This is a genomic window from Flavobacterium erciyesense (assembly GCF_018069925.1).
In the GTDB taxonomy this organism is placed as follows: Bacteria; Bacteroidota; Bacteroidia; order Flavobacteriales; family Flavobacteriaceae; genus Flavobacterium; species Flavobacterium erciyesense.
This window is the reverse complement of sequence record NZ_JAGPXB010000007.1, coordinates 149855-163773: the sequence shown is the minus strand read 5'-3', so window position 1 is coordinate 163773 and position 13919 is coordinate 149855. Positions and strand designations below refer to the sequence as shown.

The window sequence follows — 13919 nt, the reverse complement described above, 5'->3', positions numbered from 1 at the left end:
TCAAAAGAAAAAATAGCGTTGTATTCGAATCGAAATAATGCATCATTCCTTTTTCAGAAGTCGGAAAGGGAAGGTTGTTTGACTGCGACTCAATAAAAAGCGCTCCTACAAATAACATTTGCCCAATAAACGATGCAATTATCAATACCAGAGAACCCAGCATATAGCCCCAAAAAGAATTTTTGTTTTGTATTCCTTGTTCGATGTACATACAATTAAGTTTAATTATTTCTTAAATAAGTTTAACAAATGCTACTTTTGTTACAGTAAATAATCAGAATTTTTCTAATAGTTATCTTAAAAAATATATCTCATGATAAAAGTTTTTCATAATGCCCGCTGCGGTAAGTCCAGAACATGTTTGGCTTTATTGACCGCTAAAAATATCGATTTTGAAGTTGTTAATTATTTGCAAGAAGCGCCAACTTTTCATGAATTAGAAACAATACTTTTAAAATTAAACTACAAGCCAATTGATTTGATTCGACAAAAAGAGAAAATATGGATAGAAAATTTCAAAGGAACTGAAATGACTGATGAAGCTATTATTCAAGCAATGGTACAGTATCCTATTTTAATTGAACGTCCGATTGTAATTGACGGTAACAAAGCTATTGTGGGTCGGGATGAAAAATTGCTTCAAGATTTTTTAGCAATTTAAGTACGTATTTTTTTATTAACATTTTTTTGTGATTCTCCTTATTAAACCATTAATCGGTTTAGTCATCTAAAAAAGTGTAACCAAAGTTTTAAAAAATGAAAAAAATCAAATCCGTTTTAATTCTTGTTCTTGTTTTTACATCGCTCTTCACTTTTGCACAACCGGGCGCTGCAGGATCAAAAATTAAAATATCAGGTAAGGTTGTTGAAAAAGTAAGCAAGCAGCCATTAGAGTACGCAACTATTACCTTTATGCTACCCAATGATTCGAAACCAGTAGCGGGCGGAATCACCAATGCAACAGGTCAATTTGACATTGAGGTTAAACCAGGTGTGTATGATATAAAAATTGAATTTATATCCTTTAAATCCAATGACATCAAACAAAAAGCTTTGCAAAAAAGTACTAATCTAGGAGTTATTAGCCTTGATGAAGATGCCAATCAGTTGAATGAAGTTGTAGTTCGAGCTGAAAAAACTACTGTAGATATCAAGTTAGATAAAAAAGTATACAGTGTAGGAAATGACCTTATGGTTAAAGGTGGTACTGTGAGTGATGTACTTGATAATATCCCATCAGTATCTGTAGATGTAGAAGGAAATGTAAGTTTGCGCGGAAACGAAAATGTACGTGTATTAATTGATGGACGCCCATCAAATGCGATTAATATCGCTGAGGCGCTACGTTTAATTCCTGCTGATGCAATCGAAAAAGTGGAAGTAATTACAAACCCATCTGCACGTTATGATGCTGAAGGTGGAGGAGGATTATTAAACATCATCTTGAAAAAAGGAAAAAATCAAGGATTGAACGGAACTGTAATTGCTTCTGTAGGTGATCCTAGAAATTACGGATTGAGTGGTACTTTGAACTACAAGTCTAAAAATTTTAACCTTTTTACTACACAAGGATACAATGACCGTAACAATCCCGGAAATGCGTTTACCAATACAGATTACTTAAATGATGCTAACGAAATCACAAGTTCTGTTAATGAATCTCGTACTAATGAAAGGTTAAGTAAAGGATACAATGGAAATTTTGGTGTGGAATGGTTTTTGAATGAAAGTACTTCATGGACGAACTCTATTAATTACCGAAAAAGTAGCGGCGACAATACCGATAACGTTTTTCAGAATAACTTTAACGCGGATGGTTCTTTCGACTATTTAAGAAGTCGTATCAATTTGGAAGGAAGCGACAATGAGAGTGTTGAATTCAATACCAATTACATCAAAAAATTTAAAAAAGACGGGCATAAGTTAACCATTGATGGATCTTTTTCTACAAGTAATGAATTGAACGATGCTTTTATTACTGATACTGATACACGAACAAACGAAGTAACATTCGATACTACTTTAAATGATCAGAAACAAAGTAGAAACTTAATTCAAGCAGATTATGTTTTACCGCTTGGTAAATCAAGTCAATTTGAGGCAGGATATCGTGGAGATTTTTTAGAAACAACTACAGATTTTAATGTACAAAATAAAGGCGTAGTAAAACCAGAATTTACTAATATATTGCAATACAAAGAAAAAGTAAATGCTTTGTATACGCAGTACGGAACGAAATTCAATAAGTTTTCAGTATTACTAGGATTACGTTTTGAAGATTCAAACATCGACGTAAACCAATTAGGAACAAATGATTTTAATACCAAAAAGTATAATAACTTTTTCCCAAGTGCTTTCTTAACCTACGAGCTATCAGATAAAAGTAGCGCATCTGTAAGTTACAGCCGACGTGTACAAAGGCCAAGAGGTCGACTTCTGAATCCATTTAACAATTTATCAAGTAACATTAACATCTTTGTAGGAAATCCAGATTTAAATCCTGCGTTTACGGATGCACTTGATTTTGGATATATCAAACGTTGGGAAAAATTGACTTTTAACACCTCATTGTATTTAAACAAAACAACTGATGCTTTTCAATTTGCACGAAGAGACTCAGGTGATATTGTAAACGGAATTCCTGTTATCATTAGTACTCCTTTTAACTTGGGTATTGAATATCGCGCTGGGTTTGAGTTTACGCTGAATTATTCCCCTTACAAATGGTGGAAATTGAATGGAAATTTTAACTTTTTTAGAAACGAAACGCAAGGATCGTCTACATATACTGATTTTAACGGTGATGAAGTGGTACAAGATTTTAATAACATAGCAACTTCATGGTTTACCAGAATTACATCAAAAATTACTTTACCTTATAAAATTGATTGGCAGACAAACGCTACTTACAACGGTCCTCAAGATAATGCCCAAGGCAGAAGTTTAGGTGTATTTGCAGCCAACTTGGCATTCAGTAAAGATGTTTTAAAAGACAAAGGAACATTGTCATTTAATGTAAGTGACGTGTTTAATTCAAGAAAAAGATTGATGGAAACATTTATTCCAGGACGTTTAACTTCATACAGCGAAATGCAATGGAGAGTGCGTCAAATCAACTTATCATTTACTTACCGTTTCAACAAACCGAAAAACGAGCGCGAGAAGCCAGAGCGTAAAATGCAAGGTGACGGCGAAGGCGATTACCAAGGATAAAACAGAAAGGACTCATGAAAATGAGTCCTTTTTTTTATTCTTGTAAATTAGATTGAAACCCAAAAAAAAAGGACACCCATTGGATGTCCTTTTTTATAATAACAAAAAGCTTATGCTGATTGTTCTTGCTTCTTTTTTGCTCTTTTCTCTTTAAAAGCTTCCCAACTAGCTCCGCCAACCCAATAGGATACGAAACCAACTAGAAAAAACATCAACCAAAAACCGATAGTTAAAATGGTCAAGAAAAGTAAAAAGCCTAAGTACTGTGAAAATTCAAACATGTTTTCCGGAATTTTGAATGTTGCTACAAATGTAAGTTTAATTCTTTGTGATAGCAATAATTTTTCATAAAAACTGATGACAATTTTCAACCTTATAATAAATATCGTAACTTACTTTCTTGGAAAATTAAAACGACTTTGATTTGTTTTTAAAATGCTGAATTGATGAGGTTTATAGTTATTTTAGATTCCCTACAACAACTTAAAAATAATTGAAATGAAGTACCGAATTGAAAAAGATACCATGGGCGAGGTAAAAGTACCTCATGATAAATACTGGGGTGCCCAAACAGAACGCTCGAAGAACAATTTTAAAATTGGACCTGCAGCCTCAATGCCCATTGAAATTATTGAGGGATTTGCCTATTTGAAAAAGGCGGCAGCGCACGCCAATTTCGACTTGGGTGTTTTATCAGAAGATAAAAAAGAGGCTATCAGTGCCGTTTGCGATGAAATTTTAGCGGGTAGTTTAGCTGACCAATTTCCACTTGTGATTTGGCAAACAGGCTCTGGAACGCAAAGTAATATGAATGTCAACGAAGTAATAGCCAATCGAGCACAAGTCTTGGCGGGTTTACAAATTGGTATTAATGAACCTTTTGTAAAAGCAAATGATGATGTGAATAAATCGCAATCGTCAAATGATACATTTCCCACGGCAATGCACATAGCAGCTTATAAAATTGTGGTTGAAAAAACAATTCCTGCGGTGCAGCAACTTCGCGATACTTTGCACAATAAAGCCATTGCGTTTCGCGACGTTGTCAAAATAGGTCGTACACATTTAATGGATGCAACACCGCTAACTTTAGGACAAGAACTTTCGGGTTATGTGGCCCAATTAAATTTTGGAATTCGAGCTTTAGAAAATACATTGGATCATCTCTCTCAAATAGCTTTAGGAGGTACCGCTGTAGGAACGGGTTTGAATACGCCTGATGGTTACGATATAAAAGTTGCAAAATATATCGCACAATTTACCGGTCATCCTTTTGTAACCGCTACAAATAAGTTCGAAGCTTTGGCTGCACACGATGCGCTGGTAGAAACCCATGGCGCATTAAAACAATTGGCTGTTTCTCTAAATAAAATTGCAAACGATATCAGAATGTTAGCATCTGGACCGCGATCTGGTATTGGAGAATTATTTATTCCGGAGAATGAGCCTGGTTCCTCAATAATGCCGGGAAAAGTGAATCCAACGCAATGCGAAGCTTTAACGATGGTTTGCGCTCAGGTTTTAGGTAATGATGTGGCTATATCAATAGGAGGAATGCAGGGTCATTACGAGTTGAATGTTTTTAAACCCATGATTGCTGCTAATTTTTTACAATCAGCACGATTATTAGCGGATGCTTGTCTGTCATTTGATGTGCATTGCGCGCAAGGAATCGAACCTAACTACCAAAGGATTGCTGAGTTGGTTAACAATTCTTTGATGTTGGTGACAGCTTTAAACACTAAAATTGGGTATTATAAATCGGCAGAAATTGCACAGTTGGCACATAAAAACGGAACTACTCTTAAAGAAGAAGCTGTTCGATTGGGATATGTCACCGATGAAGAATTTGACGAATGGGTTCGACCAAAAGAAATGGTGGGTAAATTAAAATAGTCTGCTTGATTAGATTGTTTTGGCTCAAGAATAAAAAAAGAAAATCTTTTACGCTACAGTACAAGATTTTCTTTTTTTGAATTGACTATAGATTCCGCCACTGTTTTCATGAGGTGTATACTTCTTATTTTAGCATCAAAATCATAAATCGGGCTCGTGATCATCAGCTCATCTATTTGTGTATATTGTACAAATTGTTGCAGCTCGCGCGCAATTTTCTTAGGGCTTCCTACAAAAGAGCAGGCTGTCATTTGATCTACATGAAATATTTCTACTTCGTTCATTAGATCATTAATAGCTTCAACAGGCGGTTGCAAGGGTTTGCGATCATTCCGAATTAAGTTCAAAAACATTTGAGTTAAACTTGTGGCAAGTTTCGCAGCTTCTTCGTCTGTATCTGCAGCTACGGCATTAACGCAAGCCATGATTTTGGGTTTTTGCAAATATGCTGAAGGTTCAAAATGATCGCGGTAATATTGAAATGCTTGATGCATGAGTTTTGGAGCAAAATGACCTGCAAACGCGTACGGAAGACCTTTAGCTGCTGCCAATGCGGCGCTGTCTAAACTAGAACCTAAAATCCAAATAGGTACAGAAACACCTTCTGCAGGAAACGCTCGTACTTTTGCGGAAGCATTATCGACGTTAAAAAAGTCTTGCAAAGCCGTTACGTTTTCTGGGAAACGTTGCGACTGTTCTACAAAATCTTTACGAATGGCCTGCGCTGTTAAACCATCGGTGCCCGGTGCTCTCCCTAAGCCTAAATCAATACGATTGGGGTACAAAGTGGCTAATGTTCCAAATTGTTCAGCAACAATTAGCGGCGCGTGGTTGGGTAACATGATTCCGCCAGAACCTACGCGAATGTTTTGCGTTTGCGAAGCTATATGACCAATTAAAACTACGGTTGCTGAACTGGCAACGTGTGCCATATTGTGGTGTTCGGCCAGCCAAAAGCGCTTGTAACCCAATTTATCGGCTGTTTGAGCTAGTAGTTTAGTTCTTTCTAAAGTTGCAGTAGCGTTGCTATCCTCGGCAATAATTGCCAATTCTAAAATCGAAATAGGAAGAGATGCTGACATTGTATTTTTTTTACAAAATTAAGCAATACTTCCCTTTGCAAGTCTTTACGGATTGTTAATTGAATGGTAATTGTCACAATACCGATATGAAAAAAAATAACCTGTAACCAAAGGCTACAGGCTAATAAGTATGAATTTTATTATTAATTTTATTGGAAGCATATTAATTATGAGTTACCAATATACGTAAGAATCTGCTTATTGACCGTCTACATAATCTTGCAAGTAGCTAAATCTCTCGGTCAATTTGCCGTTTTGAGTAATTTGTGCACGTTGTAAAATACCGTCTTTATCCCCATCGAAGAAAGCCGGAATCACATGCTCTAGGAACATTTGCCCAAATCCTTCGCTAGCATCTTTAGGTAACTCACAAGGTAAATTATCAACTGCCATGACCACTATCGCACCTGGATGAAAAACATCAACCTCTTTGTTTTCTAAAGGCAAGTAACCGTACAAAGGTTCTGCTATTGTTGAGGCACGTAAAGTACAAGCAATTGGACCGTTGACATCGCAGGAAACATCCGCCACAATTTTGATCTTACAATCTTTTGAATTTAACATCTCCTGTGTCAAAATCATTGGAGCTTCATTGGCATGAAAATGTCCTGAAATATAGATGTCAGAAACAGTGGTAAATCGTTCAAAATTGGTTTCGTATTCAGTTGGGTTTTGGTAAAAATCATAATGATCCAAAACTTGACCGTCTTTTCGTTTGTTGTAATCTAAAACATCAATTTGAGTGTAAACGGCTTGAGTGTAATTTTTAGTTAAATAATTCTCTACGTTTACTGATTTGATTTTCATGGCATCGAGTATTTCTTTGGCGCCACTGCCTACTTTTCCGCTACCGGTAATTACAAATTTAATTGGAGGTAAAATCACACGTTTCAGTTGTGCAATCAGCGCTTCTTTTCCCGAAAGGGTTTCTGCTTTTGGCAATTTGAACAATTCAAATTTGATTCCGAAAGCACGAATTCCGTTGTATGCACCAACCATGCCAGCATAGTGACCAAAACCTATTAGTCGTTGGTTTTTAGTATTCACGATAGTTTCGTGGTCGAACAATGAAATGTTTTCTTTTAAAATGGTTTGTAGCAAATTTCTATTGTACGGCTGTTTTTTAATAGTGTGCGAAAAAAAGAAATACGATTTATTAGGAATTAGTGCTTCAACAGGAACTTCTTTTACTCCCAACAAAACATCGCATGTACTAAGATCAGTACCAACTTCAATTCCGGCTTGTTCATAGGCTTCGTCTGTAAAAATGCGACAATCTGAAGTTTCAACAAGAATTTCTATGCTTGGATATTGATTTTTTAATTGTACTAATGCCTCTGGAGAAAAAACCACTCTACGATCTGCTGGTTTTTTTCTTTCTTTTATGATTCCAAACTTCATTTTATAAGTTTTTTCTAAATTATAATATAACTTTAATAATGCTATTTGTTACAAATATAACAAATGCCGTTTCTTTTTTAATTTTTTTTCGAAAAATTCGATAGTTTTTATTCAAGTATGCACTGATGTACAATTTGGTAGCATTCCAAAAGCCTTGTAGGACTGATAAAATACTGTTAAGGTTTAAAAAAAAGAAGGAGCAAAAACAGACTGATTCTATATATTTGTCTTTCTAGTTATACCACAATGAATTTTATTAAAAACGCAAATATACTACATATATCACTCCTTTTTTTGATTTTTGGATCTTGTGCCAAAGAGAAAGTAAAGGTAGAATTACGAGACGATCAATTGCCAAAAAATAGGTTGCCAATTATGAAACCTTTGGCAACAGCTGAGCCAAAACTTACGGCATCATATATCAATGTAAAACGGGCTGAAATCGATTCTTTTTACCAAAAAAACTGGCCCAATCAAACTGCAAATGGAAGTTTTTTGGTAGCCAAAAATGGTCAAATCATTTATGAAAAATACGAAGGTTTCTCCAATTTTAGAGATGAGACAGTCATTACAGCAAATACTCCTTTGCATATTGCATCAGTAAGCAAGGTTTTAACGGCTACAGCAGTATTAAAATTGGTTAACGCCAAAAGGTTGAATTTAGATCAAAAAGTAAATACTATTTTAAAATCTTTTCCTTACCCAGAAGTGACAGTGCGTACCTTGCTGAATCACCGTAGCGGATTGCGTAACTATGCTTATTTTACAGATCGTGATAAATCGGTTTGGGACAGGCACAATACTTTGACTAATACAGATATTTTGACAATTATGGCTACTAAGGATATCGGTTTAGAGTTTGCAACTGATACTCGTTTTGCGTATTGCAATACCAATTATGCAATGTTAGCTCTAATTATTGAAAATATTACAAAATTGTCCTATGAAGAGGCAATGAAAAAAATTATTTTCGAGCCGCTAGGCATGAAAAATACTTATGTTTTTGATTACGAACGCGATAAAGACTCTGCTGTAACTTCGTACAAAGGCAATAAAGTAGAAATTGGTAAGGATTATCTTGATGCAGTGTACGGAGACAAAAATATTTACTCCACACCACGAGATTTATTGAAATTTGATCGCGCTAGGAGCAGTTCTCATTTTTTGTCGAAAGACCTAAATAAACAAGTGTACCAGCCGTATAGTAACGAGCGTAAGGGAACTAAAAATTACGGACTTGGAATCAGAATGATTAATTGGGAGACTGGGCAAAATTTTTATTTTCATAATGGTTGGTGGCACGGGAACACTTCGTCGTACATTAGTTTGACTAAGGAAGGCGTGACTATAATCGCACTTTCAAATAAGTTTACACGTAAAACGTATGATGTTAGAAAACTGGCGACTTTATTCGGAGATTATCCTTTTAAATTTCAGGACGAATAAATAAAAAGGCACTATTTTTGAAATAGTACATTATAAAAAAGTGTACATTTGCACTCTCAAAAAAATGAGAAAATTGGGGTCGACTGGTTTTGACAGCAAGTCGAATTGATAAGTAAGCACGTCGAGCATTGAGACCTTGCTCGTAAATATAAGATCTTACACTTTTACACGGCGAAAATAACTACGCTTTAGCTGCATAATCCGAATTATAGTACGATTACGCCACGTCTCTACAAGGTAGGGAAGCTGGATTCTCCTTGAAAGCCTTGGTTTGTGGCGTTCAGTACAGGGGAACCGTAAAAATAAACCTAGATTTCCATGAGCTTCGGGTGGATTTCGACATTAAGAAGATAAGTAGGGTGTGGTTGTTTCTGGCCGAGCACACTATCGAAAATTCAATCAGGAAATAAGCGCGTAGAAAGCTTTTTAGTTGCTTGTTTGGACCCGGGTTCGATTCCCGGCGACTCCACAAAAAAAACCGTAAGAACTTCATTGTATGTTTTACGGTTTTTTTTATTTGTATTATCCAGATATTTTCCCCGCATTTTTTTATTCTTGATTTCCTTTTGATAGTAGTATTGGAGCAAATTTTCCATCATTCTTTTCCAAATCTTTTCAATTTTATTTTGTAATTATTGCCTCTGTAACATTTGTCACTGTGTGTGTTTTATAGGGCTCTTACTTTTGTGTGGGATGAAAAACAAGTTTACTCTCTTGCGGGCAACTTAGCATTCAATTTTAAACAAATAAGTACCACGATGGATTCAGAACAAAAGAAAAATAAAGATCTCATTTTACGAGAAAAACTGGCCCTTCAGCGCACGACGCTGGCTAATCAATCTACTTTTTTGTCGTTTATGCGAACGGCTATGTATTTTTTAATTGCAGGTTTAAGCCTCAAAAATTTAATTGCAGTTCCAAATAGTTTTTATATCGAATTGGGCTTGTTTGTCAGTTCATTGATCATTTTTGTTTTCGGAATTATAAATTATTTTGTTCACCGAAAATCAATTGCTAACAATAAAAAACACGTAGGCGATTACCAACTTGAATATTTAAAACTTTAAGAATGACTGTAAAGTAATCTTTTGATAGATTAACCTGAAAAGAATCTTCAAATAAAAGGACTTGTGTGACAAAAGTAACAGAACTTTTTGGTGCAAAACTTCACCTTTGTCAAAAATAATTTATGATTAATACTATGGAAATTTTAGAATTTATTCAACAACCTTGGCCTTGGTATGTCGCTGGCCCGCTGATAGGTTTAACTGTTCCCGCTTTATTGCTAATTGGAAACAAATCATTCGGCATTAGCTCCTCTTTGCGCCATGCCTGCGCTATTTGTGTACCTGCAAATATTCCTTTTTTTAAATACGATTGGAAAAAGGAAATTTGGAATTTATTTTTTGTGTTGGGAATTGTGCTTGGAGGCGTGATTGCCTTTTTTGGACTTTCAAATTCAGATCCTATACAAATCTCCTCATCATTACAAACCGACTTAGCCCAAAATGGTATTACTGAAATTAAAGGCCTGCTTCCCGAACAATTGTTTGCTTGGTCTAATTTAGGTACAATTCCTGGTTTTGTGGTTTTGGTGCTTGGAGGTTTTTTTGTTGGTTTTGGTTCGCGCTACGCCGGAGGTTGCACCAGTGGTCATGCTATTTCAGGCTTATCCAATTTGCAAGTAGCGTCTTTAATTGCAACTTGTTGCTTTTTTATCGGTGGTTTGCTGATGGTTCATTTTATCCTGCCTCTAATCTTAACACTTTAATTTTAATACAATGAATCAATTTAAAAATATTACACCTAATAATAAGGAGCAGGATAACAATCGTGTTAGCTTTTTAAACTCTTTAAAATATTTAATCGTAGGGATACTTTTCGGAATTGTTTTTATTAAAGCCGAAATCATTAGTTGGTACCGAATTCAAGAAATGTTTCGCTTTGAATCTTTTCATATGTACGGTGTAATTGGTAGTGCAGTAGTAGTAGGAATGCTTTCTGTATTTATTATCAAAAAATATGAAATCAAAACATTTTCTGGTCAGCCAATTACATTTCAAGACAAGCTTTTTCACAAAGGTCAAATTATAGGCGGATTACTATTTGGTTTCGGTTGGGCACTTACAGGTGCTTGTCCCGGTCCTTTATTTGCACAAATTGGAAGCGGTGCAACTGTGATGTTAGTTCCTCTTTTAGCTGCTATTTTTGGTACTTGGGTTTATGGACTTTTAAAAGAACGTCTGCCTCATTAATTGATTTTCTCATGTCAACTTCTTTCTTTAGCATAAAATGCAAGCTTCCATAGTTGATTTCGAATTGTAACTAAAATTTAGTTTATCTATTTGATTCAAAGGTAGAAAGAGAAATTTAACATTGCTCTAGAGTATGTTTTTTTTGTTGTATTATAGTTTTTATCTATTGAAATTTTAATTAAGCTCGAATTTTTTTAGGTAACTTTGAAATTAGAAAATTAAAAATCAAACATATTATGGAAAATAATTCAAGACCTACCTCTTACAATGTCAATGGAGAGAGTAAATGTCCTTTTTCTGCTGGTGCAAATGCGCCTAAGCAAAGCGAACGTCATGGTAAAATCAATCGCGATTGGTGGCCAAATCAATTAAACCTGAATATCCTTCGTCAGAATGGAGTGGCTTCAAACCCAATGGGAGAGCACTTTAACTACGCGGAGGCATTTAAATCAGTTGATTTAGAGGTTCTTAAAAATGATATTAAAGAGGTAATTACAACTTCACAACATTGGTGGCCTGCTGATTATGGCAGCTACGGTCCGTTCTTCATTCGTTTGGCTTGGCATAGTGCAGGTACCTATCGTATTGCCGATGGTAGAGGTGGAGCAGGTTTTGGTACACAACGTTTTGCACCCTTAAACAGCTGGCCAGACAACGCTAACTTAGATAAGGCTAGATTATTACTTTGGCCTATCAAACAAAAATATGGAAACAAAGTATCTTGGGCAGATTTAATGGTTTTGGTAGGAAACTGTGCGCTTGAGGTAGCTGGTTTTGAAACATTTGGTTTTGCAGGAGGTCGTGTTGATGTTTGGGAACCACAAGAAGATATCTATTGGGGACCTGAAAAAGAATGGCTTTCATTAAGTACAGAACCACACAGCCGTTACTCTGGCGATCGTGAACTTGAAAATCCGTTAGCAGCAGTACAAATGGGATTAATCTATGTGAATCCAGAAGGACCAGATGGAAATCCAGATCCACTATTAGCAGCTAAAGATATCAGAGAGACTTTTGGTAGAATGGCCATGAATGACGAAGAAACTGTTGCTCTTATTGCTGGTGGACACACTTTAGGAAAAACGCACGGTGCCGCTGATCCTAACAAATATGTTGGCGCAGAGCCGGCAGCAGCTTCTATGGAAGAGCAAAGTTTAGGTTGGAAAAACACTTACGGAACTGGAAACGGCGCGGATACAATTACAAGCGGATTAGAAGGTGCATGGACAACTACTCCTGCAACATGGAGTAACAATTACCTTGAAAACTTATTTGGTTACGAATGGGAATTAACTAAAAGTCCAGGTGGAGCACACCAATGGAAACCAGTTGGTGATGCAGGAGCAGGTACAGTTCCTGATGCGCACGACCCAAACAAAACGCACCAGCCGTTTATGTTAACTACTGATTTATCTTTAAGAGTAGATCCAGCTTACGAAAAAATTTCAAGACATTTCTTAGCTAATCCAGATGCTTTTAATGATGCTTTTGCAAGAGCTTGGTTCAAATTGACACACCGTGACATGGGACCAAAAGTTCGTTATTTAGGACCAGAAGTTCCTGCTGAAGAATTAATTTGGCAAGATCCAGTTCCTGCAGTTACTCATGCTTTAATAGATGCTGAAGACGAGGCAGCTTTGAAAGCAAAAGTTTTAGCTTCAGGATTGAGTATTTCTGAATTAGTAAGCACGGCATGGGCTTCAGCATCTACATTTAGAGGTTCTGATAAGCGTGGTGGAGCTAACGGAGCACGTATTCGTTTAGAGCCACAAGTAAACTGGAAAGTTAACAATCCAGCACAATTGCAACGTGTTTTACAAACTTTAGAGGGAATTCAAAATGAATTTAACGCGGCGCAAACTACTGGAAAACATTTATCAATTGCTGATTTGATCGTTTTGGCTGGAAATGCTGCAATCGAAAAAGCAGCAGCAAATGCAGGACACCCTATCACAGTTCCTTTTGCAGCTGGTAGAACAGACGCTTCTCAAGAACAAACAGACGTAGAGTCGTTTGCAGTTTTAGAGCCACAAGCTGATGGATTTAGAAATTATGTAAAAACTAAATATACTGTTTCAGCAGAAGAAATGCTTATTGATAAAGCACAATTATTGACTTTAACTGCGCCAGAAATGACAGTGTTGGTTGGTGGGTTGCGTGTGTTGAACACTAATTTTGATCAATCTCAAAACGGAGTATTTACTAAAAAAGTAGATGCTTTAACTAATGATTTCTTTGTGAATCTATTGGATTTAGGTACTACTTGGAAAGCCGTTTCTGAGTCTGATGATGCTTTTGTAGGAAGCGATCGTATGGCTGGTGGAATCAAATGGATTGGAACAAGAGTTGATTTGATTTTTGGTTCTAATTCAGAATTAAGAGCACTTGCCGAAGTATATGCATACAGTACAAGTCAAGATAAATTTGTAACTGATTTTGTTGCAGCTTGGACTAAAGTAATGAATCTTGACCGTTTTGATTTGGTTTAGATTTTGAATTTAATTTGTTAGAAAAGTGAGTTGGAAACAACTCACTTTTTTATTTGTAGACAAGAGCTAATCGATTTTTAAATTTTTTAGTTCCACAAAAAAAAGCCCGACTGTAAATCGGGCTATTTTGTTTTATG

The 13919-nt window shown here is 36.0% G+C and carries 11 protein-coding genes, 1 other RNA gene and 1 pseudogene; 9 read left to right on the top strand and 4 right to left on the bottom strand.

What is annotated here, in order from left to right; translation table 11 throughout:
- Positions 1-211 (bottom strand): annotated as a pseudogene (locus KBJ98_RS09640) (CPBP family intramembrane glutamate endopeptidase); the annotation flags it as partial.
- Positions 212-313: 102 nt separating this feature from the next.
- Between KBJ98_RS09640 and KBJ98_RS09635 the strand changes: the two are divergent.
- Together KBJ98_RS09635 and KBJ98_RS09630 are read left to right on the top strand one after the other, a co-directional pair.
- Complete coding sequence (locus KBJ98_RS09635) at positions 314-661, top strand: ArsC/Spx/MgsR family protein (RefSeq protein ID WP_210790042.1); 348 nt, start codon at positions 314-316, stop codon at positions 659-661.
- Positions 662-756: 95 nt separating this feature from the next.
- The gene (locus tag KBJ98_RS09630; protein ID WP_210790039.1) at positions 757-3213 is read left to right on the top strand and encodes an outer membrane beta-barrel family protein; all 2457 of its coding nucleotides are present in this window, start codon (positions 757-759) and stop codon (positions 3211-3213) included.
- 110 nt (positions 3214-3323) lie between these two features.
- On the opposite strand, the gene KBJ98_RS09625 is transcribed toward KBJ98_RS09630, so the two are convergent.
- Positions 3324-3494 carry a hypothetical protein gene (locus tag KBJ98_RS09625; RefSeq protein WP_166133677.1) on the bottom strand — a complete coding sequence of 57 codons (171 nt, stop codon included), beginning with the start codon at positions 3492-3494 and terminating at the stop codon, positions 3324-3326.
- A gap of 217 nt (positions 3495-3711) precedes the next feature.
- Between KBJ98_RS09625 and fumC the strand changes: the two genes are divergently transcribed.
- Entirely contained in the window at positions 3712-5109 is a 1398-nt protein-coding gene (gene fumC / locus KBJ98_RS09620; RefSeq protein ID WP_210790035.1) for a class II fumarate hydratase, read from the top strand.
- A gap of 53 nt (positions 5110-5162) precedes the next feature.
- Here the strand turns inward: fumC and KBJ98_RS09615 are convergent, their stop codons facing one another.
- A complete protein-coding gene (locus KBJ98_RS09615; protein WP_210790033.1) occupies positions 5163-6191 on the bottom strand; it encodes an LLM class flavin-dependent oxidoreductase in 1029 nt (342 codons plus the stop codon).
- Positions 6192-6389: 198 nt separating this feature from the next.
- Complete coding sequence (locus KBJ98_RS09610; protein ID WP_210790030.1) at positions 6390-7592, bottom strand: NAD(P)-dependent oxidoreductase; 1203 nt, start codon at positions 7590-7592, stop codon at positions 6390-6392.
- 246 nt (positions 7593-7838) lie between these two features.
- Between KBJ98_RS09610 and KBJ98_RS09605 the strand changes: the two genes are divergently transcribed.
- The 6 genes from KBJ98_RS09605 to katG all read left to right on the top strand — a co-directional run bounded on the left by KBJ98_RS09605 (position 7839) and on the right by katG (position 13782).
- Positions 7839-9038, top strand: a complete 1200-nt coding sequence (locus KBJ98_RS09605) for a serine hydrolase domain-containing protein (protein WP_210790027.1) — start codon at positions 7839-7841, stop codon at positions 9036-9038.
- A 75-nt stretch (positions 9039-9113) separates the two neighbouring features.
- Positions 9114-9510: a transfer-messenger RNA gene (gene ssrA / locus KBJ98_RS09600) on the top strand.
- A 286-nt stretch (positions 9511-9796) separates the two neighbouring features.
- Entirely contained in the window at positions 9797-10105 is a 309-nt protein-coding gene (locus KBJ98_RS09595) for a DUF202 domain-containing protein (protein ID WP_210790025.1), read from the top strand.
- Between the two features lie 140 nt (positions 10106-10245).
- The gene (locus KBJ98_RS09590; protein WP_210790055.1) at positions 10246-10809 is read left to right on the top strand and encodes a YeeE/YedE family protein; all 564 of its coding nucleotides are present in this window, start codon (positions 10246-10248) and stop codon (positions 10807-10809) included.
- 10 nt (positions 10810-10819) lie between these two features.
- The gene (locus KBJ98_RS09585) at positions 10820-11293 is read left to right on the top strand and encodes a YeeE/YedE family protein (protein ID WP_210790022.1); all 474 of its coding nucleotides are present in this window, start codon (positions 10820-10822) and stop codon (positions 11291-11293) included.
- Positions 11294-11529: 236 nt separating this feature from the next.
- Positions 11530-13782 carry a catalase/peroxidase HPI gene (katG, locus tag KBJ98_RS09580; protein WP_210790018.1) on the top strand — a complete coding sequence of 751 codons (2253 nt, stop codon included), beginning with the start codon at positions 11530-11532 and terminating at the stop codon, positions 13780-13782.
- Positions 13783-13919: the final 137 nt, after the last annotated feature.